The sequence below is a fragment of the Streptomyces kunmingensis genome (assembly GCF_039533535.1).
Lineage (GTDB): Bacteria > Actinomycetota > Actinomycetes > Streptomycetales > Streptomycetaceae > Streptomyces > Streptomyces kunmingensis.
Window position 1 is genome coordinate 71058 of the sequence record NZ_BAAATS010000022.1, and the last position, 19412, is coordinate 90469.

19 protein-coding genes are annotated in these 19412 nt (G+C 69.4%); 12 read left to right on the forward strand and 7 right to left on the reverse strand.

What is annotated here, in order from left to right:
- Positions 1 to 21: 21 nt before the first annotated feature.
- From ABD366_RS26390 to ABD366_RS26400, 3 genes are read left to right on the forward strand one after another with little or no spacing between them, the layout of a single operon-like run.
- Complete coding sequence (locus ABD366_RS26390) at positions 22 to 2280, forward strand: hypothetical protein (RefSeq protein ID WP_324765850.1); 2259 nt, start codon at positions 22 to 24, stop codon at positions 2278 to 2280.
- A 6-nt stretch (positions 2281 to 2286) separates the two neighbouring features.
- A complete protein-coding gene (locus ABD366_RS26395) occupies positions 2287 to 3285 on the forward strand; it encodes a hypothetical protein (RefSeq protein ID WP_324765849.1) in 999 nt (332 codons plus the stop codon).
- 47 nt (positions 3286 to 3332) lie between these two features.
- A complete protein-coding gene (locus tag ABD366_RS26400; protein ID WP_324765848.1) occupies positions 3333 to 3746 on the forward strand; it encodes a hypothetical protein in 414 nt (137 codons plus the stop codon).
- Positions 3747 to 3812: 66 nt separating this feature from the next.
- Here the strand turns inward: ABD366_RS26400 and ABD366_RS26405 are convergent, their stop codons facing one another.
- Entirely contained in the window at positions 3813 to 4823 is a 1011-nt protein-coding gene (locus tag ABD366_RS26405) for a phage baseplate protein (protein WP_324765847.1), read from the reverse strand.
- 244 nt (positions 4824 to 5067) lie between these two features.
- On the opposite strand from ABD366_RS26405, the gene ABD366_RS26410 reads away from it, so the two are divergent.
- Complete coding sequence (locus ABD366_RS26410; protein WP_324765846.1) at positions 5068 to 5472, forward strand: hypothetical protein; 405 nt, start codon at positions 5068 to 5070, stop codon at positions 5470 to 5472.
- Between the two features lie 82 nt (positions 5473 to 5554).
- Here the strand turns inward: ABD366_RS26410 and ABD366_RS26415 are convergent, their stop codons facing one another.
- A complete protein-coding gene (locus ABD366_RS26415) occupies positions 5555 to 6208 on the reverse strand; it encodes a GOLPH3/VPS74 family protein (RefSeq protein WP_324765845.1) in 654 nt (217 codons plus the stop codon).
- A gap of 262 nt (positions 6209 to 6470) precedes the next feature.
- On the opposite strand from ABD366_RS26415, the gene ABD366_RS26420 reads away from it, so the two are divergent.
- The 5 genes from ABD366_RS26420 (at position 6471) to ABD366_RS26440 (ending at position 10865) form a co-directional block, all read left to right on the forward strand.
- Positions 6471 to 7157, forward strand: coding sequence for a DUF3159 domain-containing protein (locus ABD366_RS26420; RefSeq protein ID WP_324765844.1), 687 nt, complete (start codon positions 6471 to 6473; stop codon positions 7155 to 7157).
- Positions 7158 to 7174: 17 nt separating this feature from the next.
- Positions 7175 to 8527, forward strand: coding sequence for a phthiocerol/phthiodiolone dimycocerosyl transferase family protein (locus ABD366_RS26425; RefSeq protein ID WP_324765843.1), 1353 nt, complete (start codon positions 7175 to 7177; stop codon positions 8525 to 8527).
- 62 nt (positions 8528 to 8589) lie between these two features.
- Positions 8590 to 9243 carry a TetR/AcrR family transcriptional regulator gene (locus tag ABD366_RS26430; RefSeq protein WP_324765842.1) on the forward strand — a complete coding sequence of 218 codons (654 nt, stop codon included), beginning with the start codon at positions 8590 to 8592 and terminating at the stop codon, positions 9241 to 9243.
- Between the two features lie 110 nt (positions 9244 to 9353).
- A complete protein-coding gene (locus tag ABD366_RS26435; protein ID WP_411293594.1) occupies positions 9354 to 10313 on the forward strand; it encodes a phosphotransferase family protein in 960 nt (319 codons plus the stop codon).
- 372 nt (positions 10314 to 10685) lie between these two features.
- A complete protein-coding gene (locus ABD366_RS26440; RefSeq protein WP_324765840.1) occupies positions 10686 to 10865 on the forward strand; it encodes a hypothetical protein in 180 nt (59 codons plus the stop codon).
- Positions 10866 to 11090: 225 nt separating this feature from the next.
- Here ABD366_RS26440 and ABD366_RS26445 read toward each other — a convergent pair whose 3' ends face one another.
- On the reverse strand, positions 11091 to 12029 hold the full coding sequence (locus ABD366_RS26445; protein WP_324765839.1) for an alpha/beta fold hydrolase: 939 nt from the start codon (positions 12027 to 12029) through the stop codon (positions 11091 to 11093).
- Between the two features lie 124 nt (positions 12030 to 12153).
- On the opposite strand from ABD366_RS26445, the gene ABD366_RS26450 reads away from it, so the two are divergent.
- The 3 genes from ABD366_RS26450 to ABD366_RS26460 all read left to right on the forward strand — a co-directional run bounded on the left by ABD366_RS26450 (position 12154) and on the right by ABD366_RS26460 (position 14560).
- A complete protein-coding gene (locus ABD366_RS26450; RefSeq protein ID WP_324765838.1) occupies positions 12154 to 12759 on the forward strand; it encodes a TetR/AcrR family transcriptional regulator in 606 nt (201 codons plus the stop codon).
- Positions 12760 to 12935: 176 nt separating this feature from the next.
- On the forward strand, positions 12936 to 13385 hold the full coding sequence (locus ABD366_RS26455; protein WP_324765922.1) for a universal stress protein: 450 nt from the start codon (positions 12936 to 12938) through the stop codon (positions 13383 to 13385).
- Positions 13382 to 14560 carry an adenylate/guanylate cyclase domain-containing protein gene (locus ABD366_RS26460; protein WP_324765837.1) on the forward strand — a complete coding sequence of 393 codons (1179 nt, stop codon included), beginning with the start codon at positions 13382 to 13384 and terminating at the stop codon, positions 14558 to 14560. Before ABD366_RS26455 ends, ABD366_RS26460 begins: the two co-directional genes overlap by 4 nt.
- A 166-nt stretch (positions 14561 to 14726) precedes the next feature.
- On the opposite strand, the gene ABD366_RS26465 is transcribed toward ABD366_RS26460, so the two are convergent.
- The 4 genes from ABD366_RS26465 to ABD366_RS26480 all read right to left on the reverse strand — a co-directional run bounded on the left by ABD366_RS26465 (position 14727) and on the right by ABD366_RS26480 (position 19181).
- Positions 14727 to 15188 (reverse strand): lipocalin-like domain-containing protein, encoded by a 462-nt coding sequence (locus tag ABD366_RS26465; RefSeq protein ID WP_324765836.1) that lies wholly within the window; start codon positions 15186 to 15188, stop codon positions 14727 to 14729.
- Positions 15189 to 15279: 91 nt separating this feature from the next.
- Complete coding sequence (locus ABD366_RS26470; RefSeq protein ID WP_324765835.1) at positions 15280 to 16569, reverse strand: lipase family protein; 1290 nt, start codon at positions 16567 to 16569, stop codon at positions 15280 to 15282.
- Positions 16570 to 17058: 489 nt separating this feature from the next.
- On the reverse strand, positions 17059 to 18567 hold the full coding sequence (locus ABD366_RS26475) for a glycoside hydrolase family 76 protein (RefSeq protein ID WP_411293593.1): 1509 nt from the start codon (positions 18565 to 18567) through the stop codon (positions 17059 to 17061).
- Between the two features lie 317 nt (positions 18568 to 18884).
- Entirely contained in the window at positions 18885 to 19181 is a 297-nt protein-coding gene (locus tag ABD366_RS26480; protein ID WP_324765833.1) for a glycosyltransferase, read from the reverse strand.
- Between the last annotated feature and the right edge of the window lie 231 nt (positions 19182 to 19412).

The window sequence follows — 19412 nt, forward strand, 5'->3', positions numbered from 1 at the left end:
ATGCCGAGCTATCACGAAGTCATGACCACCGACCTGTCGACGCTCACGACGGCGGCGCAGAAGTGGGACGGCATGGCCAAGGAACTCCACGACACCGTGGAGTCCGCCTACCAGGACGACGTGCACGCCATCTCCCTCGGCGGGCCCGTCTGGAACGGGCTGAGCGCGGACGCGGCGAACGCCCGCTTCGACATCACCCTCAAGGAGATCCGGGCCGCCCAGACGGAGTCCAAGGCGGTCGCCTCCCTGTTGCGCGACGCGCACGACGAGTTCGTGACGCTGAAGAAGGGCGTCGAGCAGGCCCGGGACGAAGCCGTCGAGGCCGGGATGAAGGTCTCCGAGCAGGGGGCGTGCCACTACGACTTCTCGAAGGTGAGCGAGCAGGAAGCGTTCTCCATCCGTCACGACCCCGACCTGGCCGGGACCGAGCGGTCCTGGACCGAGCGCATCGACGCCGCGGTGCGAGCCGTGAACGACGCCGACGAGGGCGTCAAGATCGCGCTCAATGCCGTGGTCAAGGACAGCGACCCTCTGCACGGTATGCCGGGCGGGTTCAACGCGGGCGCGAAGGGCGACGTCGAGCTGTACGAGGAGGAGGCCGTCGAGGACATCGCGCAGCGCGTCGCCGACGGCGAGAAGGTCTCGGCCAAGGAGATGGAAGAGCTTCAGCGGGCGCTGCGCGACAACCACGACGACGAGGCGTTCACCCAGAAACTGCTGCACGATCTGGGCCCGCACGCGACGATCCAGTTGGGCAACGAACTCAACGAGCGCGGCCAGGACGCCGACGGCGCACAGAAGCTCCAGCTCGCGGAGATGGAGCAGAACCTCGCCAACTCCCTGGTCACCGCGACGGCGGTGCCTGGCAGCGTGAAGGACATGCCGCCCGGCTCACCGGCCTTCGAGGCCTGGACGAAGAGCAAGGACGGCGCGTTCTACAAGGAGTGGACGGAGTCGATGAAGAAGGAGGGGACGAAGAACTTCGGTTCCAACACCAATCCCCTCTACGGCTATCAGTCCTACGTCAGCCTGATGCGGCACGCCGACGAGGACTTCGACGACCAGTTCCTGTACGACCTCGGCGAACAGACGATCAAGGCCGAGAAGGACCACCCGGGCATCTTCACGATGTGGGGCCCCGGCCACAAGGGCATCGAGACCGACGCCGTGGACGGCGTACTCGACCTGATGAGCCGCAACCCGGACGCCGCGACGGCGTTCCTCGACCCGGCGGGCAACGGCGCGGACGGCGACCACGTCGGCAACGACCACCTCAAGTACCTGACGGGCAGCGGCGACGACGCCCGCGAGTGGCCCAAGAACGTCATCACCGGTGTCAGCGTGACCCAGCTGGACGACCCGACCAGCAGGATCGGGCTCGGCCGGGCGATCGAGGCGGCGACCACCGGCCACGAGCCTCTCCGGGAGGGCCAGGCGGGCGGGAAGCCGGGACCGCACACCGACGCCCAGGCCCGCGTCATGCAGAGCACCATCGAGATCCTGGACAGTGGTGCCGGCGGCGAGGACATCCACGCCAACCTGCGCACACCGCTGGGTCACGCGATCGCCGACTACGCGATGGACAACCACAACATCCTCGCCGAGAACGGCACCAAGTACGGCAGCCCGCAGGGCAAGGACGCGATCTGGACCGACGGTGACAAGGCAGGCATCACCGTGGGCAAGGACAGCCTGATGCGTGTGATGCGCGGCGTGTCCTCCGACGACCAGACCTACGCCCTCCTCCAGGACACCCAGCGCCAGTACGCCCTCGACCAGATGACGCAGGCACCCGAGTCCGGGGGCAACGGCAACGACGCCTGGAAGAACCCGGCCCGCGACCTCGGCGCCGTGACCGGCGCGATGAACTCCATCGGGTCGGACGTCATCCTGGACGAACGCGACGGCAAGATCAGCGCCGCCAACGACATGGCCAGGTACGCCTACCACGGTGCCGGCGCCCCCATCACGGGCCTGCCGGTCGTCGGCGACACGGCGCAGCGGCTCGTGGACGCCGCCACGTACGAATGGTCCAAGGACGTGACGGACGCGGCGAGTTCGCAGGCGAAGGAGCAGAACTCCGAGCACTACTCGTCCGGCATCAACGGCACCTACGACATGATCGACCAGTGGGCCGCGGACCGCGGCGTCGACATCGACGACGAGAACAACGCCAAGCACGACCCGAACTGGGACGCGTGGCAGGCGATGCGGGACGAGGCGAAGCAGTCGTACGGATCGTCGCGGGGTGACGCGGCCGCCTATCTGGGTTGGGAGTAGAGCGCGGTGGAGAAGACACATCACCCTGAGGGAGGGACGGCCGGCGCCGCGCCCCGGCGCCGTTCGCGCCGCAAGGCGGGGGTGGCCGTCGCGGCCGCCGTGGTCGTCGTCCTCGGCGGCACGTTCACGTACTTCAACACGAACGTGCTCGACTCGGACCGCATCTGCCACGGCTGGACGACTCCGGACGAGGCCGCGGCGGCGCTCGGCGGCGGTATCGGCCGGGTGTCGGCCTCGGAGGACTCCGACGCGACCTGCACCGTGCGGGTGTCCAGCTGGCTTCCGGGCCAGGACAAGCGGCTCAGCCTGCGGGCCGTGGGCGAGGAGACAGAATTCCCGTTCAGCCGGGGCGACTGGCAGATCTCCGGGGACCGGCATGTCCTGTCGGGCGGCACACAGGGCGCGTTCGACGCGTACGGCGGCTGGACGTTGCTGCCGACAGCCTGCCGGAACGCCGCGGACGGAAGCGGCACACAGCCCGTGCTGCGCGCCGCCGTCACCGGCCGGGACACCGCGGGCGACGCCGACGCCATGGGCCGTCTGCTGACCTCGGCCACCCCCGCGCTCAGCGCCGCGTCCTACTGCGGCGAACCGGCCGACGCGGACACCACCACCGATGCGCCCTCCGCCGCCGAGCCGTCCGACCTCGACCGGGTCTGCGGCATCAGCGGCTTCCGGCTTCCCCGGGCACAAGGCCCCAAGGGCCAGCAGGTGACCGCGGAGGTCACCGGATCGCTCCCGAAGGGCCTCTACTGCGACCTCACCTTCGAGGGCGACAAGGAAGGGCCCTTCGCACGCCTCGCGGTCGTCAGCGATCCCGCGCTCGTCGCATCGTTCAAGGGACGCGACGTCACCCGCGCCGAGTGCGACGGCAGGGAGACGGTCTTCGCCCAGGACCTCAGGTATTTCGACGACTCCGAGCGCGCTGTCACACATGTGCCGGCCGCCCCGGAGTTCTCCGAGGTGTTCGGCGACGCGGCGCGCGCGGCACTGCAGTGCGGATGACCACGAGTACGGACAGACGAACAACTGACACGTGAGGGGGGCGACTGATGGTGAGTGACGTCGGTATGCAGCTGAACCAGGTTCCGGCGGAACCGGGCGGGAGCGGCGGGAACGGTGGCCCGCAGGGCCCCTACCTGGCCTCCACGCCGGAGGAGAAGAAGAAGGCGGCCAGGTCGATCGAGCAGACGATCGAGCCGGGCACCCGCAAGGCGGGCGACCTGGCCGACGACGCCACGGGCGCGGCGGTCAAGGAGTTCGGCCCCAAGGACGACGGCGGCTGGGTGACATCGGGCGCGCTCAAGACCGCGCACAGCACCTGGGGCGACCAGATCCAGGCCCTGCTGACGCGGCTGGGCGGCGAGAAGGAATCCCTGCGCGCCACGAACACCCTGCTGAGCGGCACCGACTTCCAGGTCGGTGGGAACGCCGGGCGTGTGCCGTCGACGTTCGACGGCTACTGACACGCCTTCGGCCTCGCCGGGATCACCTTCGGCTCCGCCCGGATCACCTTCGTCGTCGGGTGCGGTTCAGCGCAGCCCTTTCGAGTAGAGGGAGAATCGTCTGTCGCCCGGCGCTCCTTGAGTGAAGCCGAGGTAGAGCCGCCGGTCGCTGCGGCGTACGGCGAGGCCTTCCGGCTCACGTGGGGAGAGGTGGGGTGCCGTATGGTCCGGGAAACTCTGGTGTGAGCTGCCGGTGCGCCAGTTGGTCCGGCCCAGGTAGGTGTTTCCGCCGGACTCCGAGGGGTTGTCGGGACCGTAGCCGCTGCCCATGAGCTGGTACACCGTGTTGCCGTCCAGCGCCATACCCTGGAACGGCAGGCCGAGGTAGGCGTCGGGCTGGGCGAGGTCGGCGAGCGGCCTGGAATGCCCGGCGACGAAGCGGGCGAGGTCGTACACCGCGAAACGCGGGGTGCCCTCGATCTTGTAGCGCAGCAGGAGCCTGCGGCGGCTCTGGTCGAGGGTGACGCTGTTGCTGGTGGAGCCCGGCACGGGGTGATAGGCGGTCAGGTGGGCGCCGGCGCGCGTGAGGACACGTTTGTTGGCGAACCGGAACCGGCAGATGCCACGGCCGTAGCCGGAAGCGGGATGGGCGTCCCACTCCGTCCACAGCCGGCTGCCCTTGCGGTGTTGCTCGACGCCCATCGCCCCACCGTGGCCGAAGCCCTTGAGGTACATGTAGCCGGTCCGTCTGCCCCGAAGGCTGAGGCGGTTGAGACAGAGGTCCCCGCGGTGGGCCCGCTCGGCGTGGGTGTACGGGTGTTTCTCACCCGGCAACCGGATGCCGCCCGGCATGACCTGCAACGCGTACAGGCAGTGGTGCGACTCGTCGAAGGCGAAGGACTGCAGCACGGTGCCGTGCCGCAGCCGGCGACCGGTGAGCCACGGGGTCCCCGAAGCGGCGAGTCCGGACGTGCCGTGCTCGGTTCGAGTCGTGTCGGCTCGCGCTGTCGCGGCCGGGAGCACAAGGCCCAGGGTCGTGAGGGCTGCGAGTCCGAGCGCGTCCCTGCGGGTGGGCGGCTGGGGGAGAAACCTGGCCATGGCGGCCACCTTTCGACTTGTTGACGTGCGTTGATTCGTTCGCCGGTCCGCATCGTGTCGTGGCCCCGATCCCGGCGGGGCGCGCTTCAGCCTCACCCCTGTGCACGCCGTGCGTTCTGCCACCCGCGTCGGCGCGCCGTACGCGGGTGGGTGCTTCACCCGGACAGCCGCGCCGGGCGTACCCGCACAGGGGCGGGTTTGTGAAGGGCTGGGCTTACAGGCGGAGCGCTGCTTGAATGCTCCAGTGATCGAACTGGTGCTCACCGTGGCAGCGGCCGGGTTGATGGCGTGGCTGATGGGCCGCAGAGCGAAGCAACGTGCCGTCAGCGCTGCACAGGGACATGTGATCAAGGTGCCCTGCCTGCTCCGGCATCCGTCGCTCGAAGGGCGGTGGCTGCGTGGGCGGCTGGTGATCGGCGCTTCAGGGATGACCTGGGAGGCCCGTACCAGGGCTGGAACGGCAGTGTCGCTTCCTGACGGGCTGCGACAGGTCGGCGTGCGGTCACCGTCGCTGCGGGAAGCGGTGAAGATCAACGGCGGGTCGAGGGTCGTCGAATGCACCTCGGCCGAGGGGGACCTTCTTGTTGCCGTGATGCCGAACGAGCTGGATCACGTACTCGCGGGCTTGAACAGCAACGCAGCGCAATAGACGGCAGCGAGCATCTGCGAGGACTCCACCGTCCCTGCGCGCGTGTTCCGCGCGGCCCCGCGCTCCGGTGCCGGTCAGGTGCTCAGGCGCTCCAGCCGCCGCCCACCGCCCGGCTCGACAGGTACGAGTCGCGCAGCGCCTTGCGCAGGCCGGGGACGGTCTTGTCGAAGTGTGCGGCGAGTTCCTTGAGTGACTGCTTGTGGGTGCGGACTTCCGCGCGACTCCACACACAGGTCAGTTCGAGTTCGACCGCGAACACGGCCATGGCCAGCTCCTCCAGCGGGATGGACGCCGGGTCGTTGCCACTGATCACGGTGTCGCGGACCCGCTCCTGGAGGGCTCCCACCTTCTGCGGGTGGGTGACGGTGACGCGGTCGGCCGGGATGAGTCCCATCACCTTGCCGCGCGAGACGGAGACCTCACCCGCGGCGGCGAGTTGGTCGCGGACCGGTGTCTCCGCGGTGTGAGCCTTGTTGTGCACGAAGGAGAGCCAGCCCTTCGGCTTGCTGTCGGGCAGGTCGCTCCATACCGCGGCGGCGAAGGAGTCGTCCGGCGTCTTCCCGGGCTTTCGCACGACCTTCCGTCCTTCGGCGCCGAGCAGCCCGTCGCGAGCCAGCTCGGTCAGGGCGCCTGCACGCAGCAACTGGCCGCGGCCTTGCAGGTTGTCGAGCTGGAACTTGCCCTTGTCCACGGTGTAACAGAGCAGGTAGAGCTGCTGCGGCAGTGTCTGGAGCATGTCGTCTCCCGGGCTGAATATGCGGCCGGCGCGAGGTCGGCTGGTGGGCGCCCTCAGGCATGTCACTTAATGACGGTGTCACTAAATGACAGACGCTGCAAGTTCCCCTGGATTCCCCGGTTGTCGAGCTCGCATCGATGTCCGTGTGGCGTGCATCACACTCTGAAGGGGGTGGCCAAACGTGTCACTTAATGCCAAAGTTTCACTTAGTGACGCACTGGCGTTTTAGACGCCCCAGACGCACTCGGGAGGACCGACCACCATGAAGACCAAGAGTTTCCTGGAGACGAAGTCCGACACACCGGCAGAGGAGCAGACGGCACCCCGGCAGCGCCCCTCGGCCCTCGAACAGGCGGGAGGCACAGAAGGAGTCGTCTACTCGGCCCTACCCGCGCTGGCGTTCGTCGTCGCCAACAGCGCCGGCGGAATGCGGGTGGCGGTCATCGCGGCCCTCTCCGTAGCGGTGGCCATCGGCGTGCTGCGGATGGTGCGCAAGGAGTCCGTACAGCCCGCGATCGGCGGTGTGTTCGGGGTGGCGGTCGCCGCCGGCATCGTCTGGTTCACCGGCTCCGCCAAGGACTACTTCCTCATCGGCATCTGGGCGAGTCTGGCCGGCGCCATCGCCTTCCTCGCCTCGGTCCTGGTGCGGTGGCCGCTGGCCGGCGTGCTCTGGAACGTCGCCACGGGCAAGGGCAGCATCTGGCGCGCGGACAAGCGCTCGCGGCTCTACTACGACGTCGCCACCCTGGTGCTCGCCGCCGTCTTCGGTGCCCGCTTCGCCGTTCAGCAGTACTTCTACGAGACCGATCAGGTCGGTTCGCTGGGTGCCGCCAAGATCGCCATGGGCTTCCCTCTGCTCGCCCTGGCCCTCCTGGTGGTCGCCTGGGCCGCCCGAAACTCCAACAAGCGGCTGAAGGTTATCGGCCTGCTGCCTGCCAAGCACGGCTGACAACAAGGAGGAAGGGCATGGTGACGACGAGCCAAAGGGAAGCAGTCCGACCGCTGGGTGCGTTCGAGCGCACCATCGACTTCTACATGCGGCGCAACCCCCTCCAGTTCTCTCTGGTCGCCGAGGTCGAACGGCACGTCACGGAGGCGAAGTTGAGCGCAGCGCTGGTGCAGTTGCGCCACCGGCACCCGCTGCTCGGGACGACGGTGGACCGCACCGCACCCGAGACCGTCTATCGAAAGACCGACGCCGTGATACCGGTGACGACGCTCGCCGAGGGCACGCCCTGGCAGGCAGTCGTGGCCGCCGAGCAGACCCGCCCGATCTCCCCGGCTCCGGACGTCGCATCGGTGCGCGCCGCTCTTGTGCCACGGGGCGGGCGGTGCGACATCGTGCTCACGTTCGCCCACCGGATCACCGACGGGGTCGGCGGGCTGCGGGCGCTGCTGGACCTGGTGGCGACCCTGGACGGCGAGGAACTGGGGTCCTGCGGCGTTCCGGAGGCGCTGGAAGACCTGCTCGCCCGCGTCGACACGGCACCGGACGCCACGGCACCGGACGCCACGGCACCGGACGCCACGGCACCGGGCGTCACAACATCGGGCGTCACGGCACCGGGCCTCACAACACCGAGCGTCACGGTGCCGGATGCCGCGGCTGCCGCCTCGCCGGCGGACGATCCGCGCTTGAGCGCGGGCGGTGAACTCGCGCCCTTCTCCGCACAGTTGCCGCACCTCCAGGCTCTGGCACTCGACCGGGGGCTGACCGCACGGCTCGTCCACCGGTGCCGCGAGGAGGGCACCTCGGTGCACGCCGCGCTCTGCGCCGCCGCCGCGGTGGTCTTCCACCGGCGTGGACGGAAGTTCGTACGGGTGCTGACCCCGATGGACCTGCGCCGCGCCTGCGGCCTGCCCGACGAGGTGGTGAACCGCTTCGCCGGGGCGAAGACCGTCAGCGAGCCGCACGAGGCGGACGACTTCTGGAAGCTCGCCCGCGGAACCCGCGAATCGCTCACGCGGCAGCGCACGCCGGCCGCCCTCAAGGCCGCGGGTGCGGCGCTCGCGGAACACGCTCCCGCGAGCGCGGAGGAGGCCGAAGCGATGATGGGCGCCGCCACCGCCGCCGACATCCAGATCACCAACCTCGGTGTGGCAGAGCCGAAGCGGCGCAGCGCAAGCACGCTCACCGCCCTGTGGGGGCCGGCGCAGATCACCCAGCTGCGCGGGGAGCACGTGCTCGGCGTCGTCACCGTAGGCGGGCGGCTTCGGATGACGGAGCTCACGCACGATCCCGTCGCCGGTCTGGTCGGGGACATCGCCGCCGTACTGGCTGAGGCCTGTACCGAGCCGGAGTCGCCGCGCAGGCACTAAGGTGTCACTTAATGTCAATATGACACTGAACTGGGCGTAGGGCACGAGTGGAGGTGACCGGCATGGCGACGGCCAAGCGTGGTGGGAACACGATGAGCGAGCAGCGGCGCCACCGGCTGCGCCTGGAGATCTCCCGGGAGGCCTCCCGCCTGTTCTGGGAACAGGGAGTGGATGCCACCAGCGGCGACCAGATCGCCGAGGCCGTGGGGCTGTCCACCCGTACCATCTGGCGCCACTTCCGCAGCAAGGAGAGCTGCGCCGAACCCATCGTGACGCAGGGCGTCGAATGGGAGATGCGGACGCTGCGCGACTGGCCCGCGAACGTCTCGCTCGAAGAGCGGTTCCGCACGGAAGCGAGCCGGTTCCGCCGTGAGGCCGACGCCGTCGAGCTCGCCGACAACGACCTCGCGATGCGTATGATCCGGCTGGCCGACACGGAACCGGCGCTACGCACCGCCTGGTTGATGGCCTGTGACCAGGTGGAACGCGAGATGACCGGGATCATCGCGAAGAGGCTGGGCCTCCCGGTCACCGACCTGGCGGTGCGCCTGCACGCAGCGGCGGCCTCCGCCGCCATCCGGGTCATCAACGAGGACATCGGTGCGGCTCTCCTCGACGGCGCCGATCCCGCACAGTTCGCCGACGCCTCGGAACTCGTGGCCCGCGCCGTCCGCCGGGCCACGGGAGGGGCTGTGGGAGACCCGGTTGCCGGCTGACTCGGTCGCGGAACTCCCGTAATCGCCTTGCTGAGCCGACCCAATGGGTGTGCAATGTGCCGCTGGGCCATCACCGGATGGGGCCCTTTCCGGATGAGGGAGGCAGCCCGGTGACTCGGCACGATGCGGCGGCTGTCCGACCGTCGACCCTGGCCTGGGTGGGCCGGTACCTGGAGGCCGGCGAACGGATCGTCAGGAGCGATGTGTTGCAGGGCGGCATCACCGCCGAAATGCGCAGACTGACGATCGGCATGAGCGACGGAGGCACGCGCGCCTTGGTGCTGCGTAGTTACGTCGACCCCTTCTATGCGAAGCATGCCGAGGATTCGCTGAACGGGGAGGCCGGCGTCCTGGCCCAGCTCATGGGGACCGATGTGCCGGCTCCTGCACTGGTCGCGGTCGATCCGACCGCAGCGCACTGTGAGTTTCCGTCGCTTCTGATGACACATCTGCCGGGCCGGACAGTCCTCGACGACAAGGCATTGGAGCCTCGCATTCACTTGCTGGCCCGCCAGCTCGTGGCGATCCACAGGTTTCGGCCCGTTGAGCGTCCCCGGAAGTATGTGGCGTTGACGACCGCCGATACTGTCGTCGTTCCGAAGGGTGCCGACGCGGAGGTATGGGCTGCGGCGATCGATGTGATCCGTAGGCCGGCGCCGCCCTACGAGGGGCGGTTCCTGCACCGGGATTTCCAGCCCGGCAACGTGCTGCTCGACGTACCGGCCTCCGTGGCGGCCGATCCCCACATCACGGGGGTCGTCGACTGGGCGGCCACCTCATGGGGCCCGGCAGATCTCGATGTGGCCCACTGCTCGACCAACCTCGCATTGTTGCACGGCCCGGCATGGGGTCTGCGTTTCACGCGGGCGTACGAGGAGGCCGGGGGCGTGCTGGCAGCGGCCGCGAGCGAGCGACTGTACTGGCTGGTGCGGGACGGGCTGGCGTCCTCCGAAGAAACGCGGCAGGTGTCGCGGCCCTGGCGAGAGGCAGGAAGAACCGAGCTGACGACGCGGGTGGTGGAACAGCGGCTGGATGCCTATGTCACGGCCCTGATGGACATGTTGAGCTGAAGCGGAGCGGCCGCCGACGCGGAACTCGACGCCGGGTGCCGGACCTCCGCGTAGCCGGCGAGACACGTGTGCAGCAACCGTGAACGGGTGCACGTCCAACCGCACCGGTTACGTATGACCGAGAGGGCGCGGCTGGTCTGAGCGTGCATGTGCCGCGGGCCCTGTCAGGGTCTTACGAGGGTTGCGTGCAGCCGCCCGTAGCGCGCCGTTTACCTGTTCCGACCTGCTGCGATTGCGCACGTGGGTGCTTCCGGCGGTCGCCGTACACATCGCGACGACCGACCGTCGCGACCACTTCCAGGTGCGTGGACTCGGCGCACGGCTCACCCTGGAGGCATCACTACGAAGCCGCATGATCATCCGGGAGGAACCATGAACCCCGATTTCTGCGACGTCCCCCCGCTCTGTCCCTCCTGCGAGAAGCCGATGCGGGAGCTCATGGAAGAGCGCTCACTCGACCCCAAGACGGGCGCGGTGCATCAGCGCTGGGAGTGCCCCGACAACAGCAGTCACGAGGCGGAGCCGGGGCAGAGGCAGCAGCCCATGGCTTGAACGGTGGAGGGAACTGCGCTGTACGGGCCGGCCTGCGCTCAGAAGTCAACGACGAGCCGGTAGAGCGCGGGGTCGGCGATGACGAAGTCAGGGAAACCGGGTTCGTTCTGAGCGGTGCGCCAGGCGTCGGGGCTGTCCGGTCATCGCACCATCTTGGGACCTCAACTGCGCTTCAGGTCAGGGTGATTCACGCACACTGCCCGGTGAGCGACGTCTGACTAGGCTCTACACGTCGAGCGCGGCGGGGTCGTGCGAGTCGACGTCCCCCATGAAGCTGAGCATGCGTGCGTTGACCACCTCGGGGTGGTCGATCTGCGGTCCGTGGCCGGTCGCGGCGATGATCTCGGCCCGGGCGCCGGGTACGAGGCGCGGTACCCGTTCCAGCTGCCGCTTCGGGTGTACGAGCAGGCTGTGCTTGCCCATGACGACGTACAGCGGGGTTCGGATGGAGCGCAGTGCGTCCTCGGTGAGCGGCAGGGGCGCGGGGCGGCGGATCCGGTACGCGCGGGCGCCGAGCTGGACCCACTTGCGCATCTCGGGGCTGGCGAGGACCGGCTGGTCCAGCCAGGCGGCGAGCCGCGGACGCAGGGCCTTGGGGGCGAAGGTGGCGAACAGGCCGACGAAGACCCAGGCGAAGAAGCGCAGCCCCACCTTTTCCAGGCCGCCCGGGTCGAGGGCGGTGACGGACGCGAGCCGTCCGGGCCGGCGGTGGGCCTGGTTGAGTACCAGCCAGCCTCCGTAGGAGGAGCCGACGAGGTGGACGCGGTCGAGGCCGAGTGCGTCGAGGGCTTCGTCCATCCACTGGGCGGCGTGCTCGGGCTGCCACATGGGTTCGCGGTGGATGCTGCGGCCCGCGTCGCCAGGGGTGTCGAGAGCGTAGACGGGACGCTCGAGGCTGAGCCCGGGGGTGTTCGGGAACCACATGGCGGACGAGTAGCCGGCGCCGTGGATCAGGACGACAGGGGTGCGGGACTCGGCTGTGGAGTCCTGAGGGCCGTAGCGGTAGACGTGGGTGGTGCCGAAGCTGGTCTCGACGTCCGTCTCGGAGCGTATGGGCGCTCCCTTCGCGTAGAGCGCATCGGCGGCGGCGAAGTAGCGGTCGCGCAGGTCGTCGTTGACGTAGCGGCCGACATCGCGGCGCTCGCGGGTCGCGTTCTCGGGCACGGGGCACCTCCGGGAAGATCCATCGTTCGTTCGTGATACGACCGTACCATGATGTTGGTACGGCGGTACCATAACGGGGGCTTCGGATCGTGAAGCCACCATCGATGAACGGAGGCGACGACACATGCCGAAGCGCGTGGATCACGAGGAACGGCGCGCCCAGATCGCCGAGGCGCTCATCCGGGTGGCGGGGCGGCAGGGGCTGCATGCCGTCGGGATGCGCGACGTGGCGGCGGAGGCCGGCGTGTCACTCCGGCTCGTGCAGTACTACTTCGAGACCAAGGAGAAACTCCTTTTCTACGGGCTCCAGCACCTGACCGGCCTGTTCACTGCACGCGTCGGTGCCCGCCTGGCCGCGGCGGGGCCGCACCCCGGCCCGCGTGCGACGGTCGAGGCGCTGCTGCTGGCCTCGCTCCCCATCGACGAGGAGAGCCGTACCTTTCATCTCGTCTACACCTCGTACGCGATCCTGTCCGTGACCGACGAGGCGTTGGCCGCCCAGCCGTTCATCGACAACCCCGACGCCGCGGAGAACGCCCTGGCCGGCTTCATCGAGGAGGCGAAGGCGGCAGGCCTGGTCGGCCCCGGAATCGATGCCCGAGTGGAGGCGATCGGTCTGCTCGCGATGGCGGCCGCCATGGGCACCAGCATGCTCGTGGGCCAGCGCACCGCGGAGTCGGCGATTGCGGTACTCCACCATCACCTGGACCGGATCTTCGCGACGGCGTAGGCGGGGCGGCGGGGCGGCCGGCCCGGGCCGTGATCTCCCCAACCCACCGTCTCAGCACGGTACTTGCGGCGCGCGCATGCGCATGGATCAGTGCTCACCGCGTCTTGCCCGGTGGACCGCTCACGCTCTACCTTACTTCCAAGTAAGTTTACTATGGAGTAAGGGGATTGATCGCCTTGGTCGCCTATCAGACTGTCTTGGTCGGCACGGACGGCTCGGAGTCGTCGTTCGCCGCCGTCGCGAGTGCGGCCCGCCTCGCGGCCGCCTGCAAGGCCGAACTCGTGATCGCTTGCGCGTACTCCCCGATGCGTGGGGCCGAACTGGCAACGGCACAGGACCAGTTGGGCGCCGAGGCGTACCAGGTGGTGGGCTCGGCACCCGCCGAGGACACCTTACGTATCGCCGGGGACAGAGCCCGGGCGGAGGGTGTGGTCGATGTGCGGTCGGTCGCCGTGCAGGACGAACCGGTCGCGGCCCTGGAGCGGATCGCCCAGGAGTGCTCGGCCGACCTGATCGTCGTCGGGAACCGGGGACTGCGCTCGCTCGCCGGACGCATCCTCGGCTCGGTGCCCGCGGACATCGCCAGGAAGGCAGGGCTCGACGTGCTGATCGTGCACACCACATGAGCACGGCGGAGCCGGTACGGGAACCAGCGGACCCGTCCGGCATCGACGGACTGCGGCGGGCCGTCGAGGAGTTGTTGCTGGGTGGCGGTCGCGTCTGGACGAGACTGGACATCGCCGAGCGGTCCGGGGTGCGGCCCGAGCGCTCGGCGCAGATCTGGCGCGCGCTCGGGTTCCCGGTGGTGGACGACGACGCGAGGGTGTTCACCGACGCCGATGTCGACGCGCTGAGGGCGGGGGAACGGCTCATCGAGGCCGGGCTCATCACCGAGGAGAGCGAGACGATGATGGCGCGCGCCCTGGGCCACCATCTTTCCCGGCTCGCCGAATGGCAGATGCACGCGCTCTGGAACTGGCTCGACCATGACCTGGACGCGCCCGGCGGCGGAGGGACCTTGATGGACCACGCCGCGGTGCTGGTACCGGAGATGGAGCTGTTGCAGCGGCACGTGTGGCGCCGTCATCTCGCGGCTTATGCGGGACGGATGCTCGCTGACACGGAGGAGGGCCTGTCAACCGTACCGGGGCGAGGGCCGGGGGAGGATGAGAAGTCAGGGGCGGATGTCGAGTCGGACTCGGGAAAGCGCGTCGGGACGGGCGCCACCGTCAGCGGCGGGCCCGGGCCCGGGCCTGCTCGCGAGAGCACCGACGTCCGTCATCTGGCCGTGGGCTTCACCGACATGGTCGGTTACACGCGGATGACCCGTGGGCTGGACAGCGCCGAACTGGGCCGGGTACTCGACCGGTTCGAGAGCCTGACCGGCGACGTGGTCGCCGAGGGGCAGGGCCGGGTGGTGAAGACCATCGGCGACGAGGTGCTCTTCGTATGCGAGTCGGCATCCGCGGCCGCCGGTATCGCACTGGAACTGGCCGCCCGCGCTCAGGATGAACAGAGCCTGCCGCAACTGCGGACCGGGTTGGCCCACGGCGCGGTCCTCAACCGCTACGGCGATGTGTACGGAGCCGCGGTGAACGTCGCGGCGCGGCTCACCGCGGTGGCCCGCCCCGGCACCGTGTTGGTCGACACGGCGTTCGCCGGTGAACTCGCGGGCACGGCAGCGTACGACCTCAAGGTGCTGCGACCGGTGTCGGTGCGCGGCTACAGCAGACTGCGTCCTGTCCTGCTGCGACCGGTTCGCTCGGTCGGACCGTCGACGACGAGGCGTCCCCACCGGTGAACGCGGTGGAAGCTGCCGGTTGATCCTCCGACCGTCCGCGGCCCCACGCCTCGACACTGTCGCGGCGGGGGGCCGCGAACCGCGAACCGCGAACCGGGCGGCGGCGCCCAGCGTCTGCCGGTCACGCGGCGGGGCGACCGGTGCATCCGGCCGGGAGGACGCGGCCTCACGGGAAGCGTGCCGGCGGAGCAGGCTGCTGCAACGGAAAGGGTTCGCGCCTGCGCCATGTGAGGACGGGCTGACCCTCGGCCTGCGTGGGTGGGCGCAGGGTCAGCAGATTGCCGTCCAGGTCGTAGCTGCGGCGCAGGACCAGGCCCACCCAGCTCGGGTCGAAGCTGCACTCGACGTGGTGTTCGACGGTGCGGGAATCCAGATCGAGCAGGTAGCGGCCCGCGTACGCGATGAAGCGGGGGAGGGGCGCCGATGCGTTCTGCGAGGGTTCGGGCTCGGCGGAACCGGAACCCGTTCCCGCCATGAGCTGGGCGGAGACAAGGCCCTGCGGCGTGTAGATGCCGAGACCGGTCGGACGCTCCCCGAAGGGACGCTCCACCCGACCGTCGGCAGTGTGGACCTCGAAACTCACCAGGTCCCAGGCTCCGGTCAGTGGTGCCGCCGACGAATTCGCCATGTTCACTCCTCGGAAGCAGAGCAGGAGGCGCTCGTCGTCACTCCCGTGACCACGAGCGCTCCCGTGCGGACAACGAGTCGGGTACAAGTTCTCAGGGCAACAGACAGCTGCCCAGCTCGGGCCGTCCGGCGAAGCGGTCACCGAGCCACTTCACCACGTCGTCCTTGGCCTGCTGATCGGTCAGCAGGTGGTCGCCCGGGTAGAGCTTCCACTGGGTGGTGATCCCGGCGTTGCAGTACGCCCTGCGGGTCGCGTCCTCGGTCGAGGTGGGGATGACCTCCTCGAGCATGCCGCGGTACTGCAGGACGGGGAATCCGATCTCGTAGCGGGCGCCCGAGTTCTTCCGGCCGATGCCCGTCCCGAGTTTCTGCTCGTGGACGACCTGCCCCCAGGTCTTGCCGTCGGTGCCGGTCAGCGCGTAGATCTGGTCGAGCGACAGCCTCTGCTCGGTGTAGTTCTCCAGCTTCTGGCCCGCGAATGTGGCGATGGTGCCGACCAGGCAGAGTGACTTGGCCTTGGCGACGGCGGACCGGCCCGTGCTGTCGAGCAGTTCGTCGAAGGGCATGGCGGGGTGGGATGCGGCCAGGCCGATCACCGCGTCGGCGAGGAAACCGGCGAAGGCGCCCCCGTCGAGGCCCTGGGCGACCACCTTCAGGTCTCCCGGTACGCCGCCCGACGCGTCGCCCACGACCTTGAGCTCCGGGGCGTACGAACTCGCGAGCTGCGCGGCCCAGAGGCTGGCCGCACCGCCCTCGGAGTAACCCCAGAGGCCGACCGGGGCGGACTTCGCCACGCCACTGCCCGGCACCGCCGACGCGGCGCGGACGACGTCGAGCAGTGCGTGTCCCGCGTCGACCCCGGAGACGTACGGGTGGGTCTGGCCGTCCAGGTAGCCGGCGCCGTCCGTCGCCGCGACCGCGTAACCGGCCTTGAGGAGGGCGGCGATGTTGTCGCCCTCGTACTCGTCCTGGAAAGCCCCGGACAGCTGCTTGGAGAAGGCGCATTGCGGCCCGAGCCCCAGCGTGCCCGGATTGAACGCGACCGCCGGCCTGCTGCCGGTGCCTTTCCAGGCCGCGTCGGGCACGACCACCGTGCCGGAGACGGCGACCGGCGCGCCCGCGTTGTCCTTGGAGCTGTACTGCACCTTCCACGCGTGCAGGGGGACGGAGCCGGGCACATGCGGCAGTTCGGTCGCCTTGCAGGCGATGACGCTGCCCGGGATCCCGGTGACCGAGGCGGGCGGCCGGTAGATGTCCGCGTCGCTCGCGGCGCAGGCGGCGGCGGTAGGAGGCGCCGCGTCGGCCGTCGTGACGGGCACGACGAGCGCGGCGCCCGCCAGCACCCCGGCGAGGAGCGGGCCGAGCGCCCGCCTGCCACGCATGACTCTCGCGCCGCGCACCTTGGATCGGCTCGCAACTGCTCTGCTGACTCTCACTCCTGGTCTGCGCACCCGGTGCTCCCTGAGGTCCATTGAGGTCGGTCGAGGTCGGTCGACCGTTGTGGTCACCGTGAGGTTCGCAGCGGTGACACGAGCTCAATAGTCAGCAGAACCACACGCTTCCCTGCGTAAATTGTGCGTATGGCGCAAGGCGCATGAAGCACGTCTGGCGGCGCTGAACGGTAGACGGCTGTCGGGGTTTGCCCTGGTGCGGTTCGTCGAGGACGGGGGCTGGTTCGCCGAGTGCCCGGTGGCGCTGGACTTCGAGGGCATCCAGGTGGAGATCTGCCACTCGAAGTTCGACGAACTCTCGTAGGCCTGTGCTGACCGGCCGAGGTGTGTCATCGGCCGGCCCGCCTTCGCCCATGTCCTGCCGCCGCCCGCACTCCGGGCACAGCAACTGGCCGGCGGCACACTGCTCTCGAACGCCGGTCAATTGGTGGCGGCGTTGAGGAGGTCGAGCACGCTCTGCTGGCAGCCGTAGTCGGACGTGCCGTTGCCGCCGCTCCAGTGCGGGCCGTATTGGTCGAGCGCGTTGCGGTCGTGGTCGTAGGCGCTGTTGGCCCAGCGGGTGAGGGCCGGGGCATAGGGGTGGTCGGACAACTGGCGGTTGAGCGCGCCGAGTCCGCGTACGTAGGCCCCCTTGAAGCTGGGGCCGTCTCCCGTGCAGCTGTCACCCTCGCCGGGCTCCCGCAGCACCCCGTTCGTCTGGAGCCGGACGGTGGAGGAGTCGGCGAGCTGCCGTGCCGTTGTCAGGAGAGCGGAGTCGCCGGTGGCGCGGTGGAACTCGGTCAGCGCGCCCAGGATGACGCCCTGGTTGTAGGTCCAGGTGGGCTGGCCGTTGTTGACGCAGCTGTCGTTGAGACCGTCGTTGATCAGGTGGTCACCGTTGATCATGCCGCTGTTCTTGAACCAGTTCCATTCGCTCTTCGCCCGGTTCAGGTAGGTGGTGTCACCCGGAATGCGGTTGTGCAGGGCCGAGGTGAGCCGGAGGTACAGTTCGTTGGTGATGGCGTTCTTGTAGTTGCCGTTCGAGTTCCAACGCACCCCGCCGCCACAGGTGTTGTTCCAGTTCGCGTACATGTGGTCCGCGTCGGCCCGCGCGGTGTCGAGGTACCGGCGATCGCCGGTCAGGTCGTACGCCTCGATCCAGGCCAGTCCCCACCAACCGGTGTCGTCCAGGTACTCGTTGCGGAACTGCCCTCCCTGCGCGTTGATGTTCTTGTCGTAGACCTCGGCGATGGCGTACCTGTAACTGCCCATGCCGCTGATCCGGATGTTGTCGATGACGGCGGTCAGGGCATTGGCACTGGTCCACCAGCCGTTGCCGCCGAACAGCTTGCTGCTCCGGTCGAACGACATCATCAGCGAGGTGGCCGCCGCTGTGCTCCGGCCGGCGGCGTTCCAGGTGGTCCGCGCCCAGGCAGTGCACGCGATGGCTCCGCCGGCCGGCTGCCCGCAGGCCCGAAGGGCCCCGACGCCCCGGGTGTTCCAGTCGTCGACGTTGAACATCTGCGTGCGCCAGCCGCGCCCGCCGGAGGGCACGGCGGTGTCCCCGAGCCGACTGCCCCCGGCCCAGGTCCGGCCGCCGTCCATGGACCGGTCCAGCCATACGCGGTCACCGGGGCCGCCGTTGTCGATGGACGCCCAGCCCATCGCGTCGGCGTCGTCGAAGTGCAGCACGATCGAGCGCGAGGCGACCGCGGCGGTGACGGGGGCACGGTCCTGAGGGCTCAGCGAAGGATCCCGCGCGTCGCAGTACTTGTTGCACACGGCAGCCGACGCCGCGGCGGTTGCGGGGGGAGATGACACCCCGCTGACGAACAGCGAGGACAACGTTGTCAGGAGGGCGAAAGCGGCGGCTGAAGTGCGTCTCGACCACTTCGGTGACCTCGATGACTTCGACAATGTCAACGACTTCGACAACTGCAATGACTTCATGGAAGGGGCTCCCGGGACGGCAGGTCGCAGTGGTGGGGGACGTCTTGCGTACTACGGGAGAGCGCTTCCTGAAGCTACGGACACACCATGGGCACGTCAATGGATGCGGCGTGAGTTTGGCGTGAGTTGGTGACTGAGGGGCAGAAGCCCGGCGGTCAGCAGCCGCGGGGTCCTCCGCGCGGGTCGCGCCCGGCTCCGGCTCCGGCTCCGGGGGCAGGAGTGTGGACGTACGGCCGTGGTGGGGCGGGTAACCGGGACGCCCAAAAGACGGCCGAACGCGGGTGTCGCGGATCGCCGTGACTGTTTCGGAGGACAGTTCAGCCGAGCCGCTCGACCGCGTCGAGGACCCGTTGCGTCCCGTCCCCGTCCTCCATGGCAAGGAGCGCGGCGGCATGGCGGGCGCGGCTGCGCAGAGCGGGGTCGTGGACGGCTGTGGTGATCGCGTGGGACAACCGCTCGGTGCTCCGGTGCTGGTAGCGCAGCGGGCGCGGGGAGACGCCGACGGCGTGGAGGCGGGCGGCCCAGAAGTGCTGGTCCAGTTGGACGGGCACGGGGACGGCGGGAACGCCGGCGCGCAGACCGGCCGCGGTGGTGCCTGCTCCGGCATGGTGCACGACGGCAGCGGTCCGGGGAACAGCCAGGCGTAGGGCAGCATGTCAGGGCCTGCTGCTTCTGCGGTGCCAGAGCGCGGGCGGGGATCTCGGCGACCCTGCCGGAAGGGCGGGCCGCCCGCGCCCGGCGCGTCAACTTTGCTGCCAGGCAGGCGCGTTGCTGGATGCGTCGTCGACATCCGGAACCCCTCGACGTCTTGACACGCGCGGTGCGTCCTTCTTAGCTACGCGTAG

What these genes read in the sequence shown, in the direction of transcription:
- ABD366_RS26415 (WP_324765845.1), bottom strand. Translation starts at nt 6,208, where the DNA reads ATGCTCCAGACACTGCCGCAGCAGCTCTACCTGCTCTGTTACACCGTG.
- ABD366_RS26450 (WP_324765838.1), top strand. Translation starts at nt 12,154, where the DNA reads ATGCCGAAGCGCGTGGATCACGAGGAACGGCGCGCCCAGATCGCCGAG.
- ABD366_RS26465 (WP_324765836.1), bottom strand. Translation starts at nt 15,188, where the DNA reads ATGGCGAATTCGTCGGCGGCACCACTGACCGGAGCCTGGGACCTGGTG.
- ABD366_RS26440 (WP_324765840.1), top strand. Translation starts at nt 10,686, where the DNA reads ATGAACCCCGATTTCTGCGACGTCCCCCCGCTCTGTCCCTCCTGCGAG.
- ABD366_RS26400 (WP_324765848.1), top strand. Translation starts at nt 3,333, where the DNA reads ATGGTGAGTGACGTCGGTATGCAGCTGAACCAGGTTCCGGCGGAACCG.
- ABD366_RS26475 (WP_411293593.1), bottom strand. Translation starts at nt 18,567, where the DNA reads ATGAAGTCATTGCAGTTGTCGAAGTCGTTGACATTGTCGAAGTCATCG.
- ABD366_RS26405 (WP_324765847.1), bottom strand. Translation starts at nt 4,823, where the DNA reads ATGGCCAGGTTTCTCCCCCAGCCGCCCACCCGCAGGGACGCGCTCGGA.
- ABD366_RS26425 (WP_324765843.1), top strand. Translation starts at nt 7,175, where the DNA reads ATGGTGACGACGAGCCAAAGGGAAGCAGTCCGACCGCTGGGTGCGTTC.
- ABD366_RS26390 (WP_324765850.1), top strand. Translation starts at nt 22, where the DNA reads ATGACCACCGACCTGTCGACGCTCACGACGGCGGCGCAGAAGTGGGAC.
- ABD366_RS26430 (WP_324765842.1), top strand. Translation starts at nt 8,590, where the DNA reads ATGGCGACGGCCAAGCGTGGTGGGAACACGATGAGCGAGCAGCGGCGC.
- ABD366_RS26420 (WP_324765844.1), top strand. Translation starts at nt 6,471, where the DNA reads ATGAAGACCAAGAGTTTCCTGGAGACGAAGTCCGACACACCGGCAGAG.
- ABD366_RS26460 (WP_324765837.1), top strand. Translation starts at nt 13,382, where the DNA reads ATGAGCACGGCGGAGCCGGTACGGGAACCAGCGGACCCGTCCGGCATC.
- ABD366_RS26470 (WP_324765835.1), bottom strand. Translation starts at nt 16,569, where the DNA reads ATGCGTGGCAGGCGGGCGCTCGGCCCGCTCCTCGCCGGGGTGCTGGCG.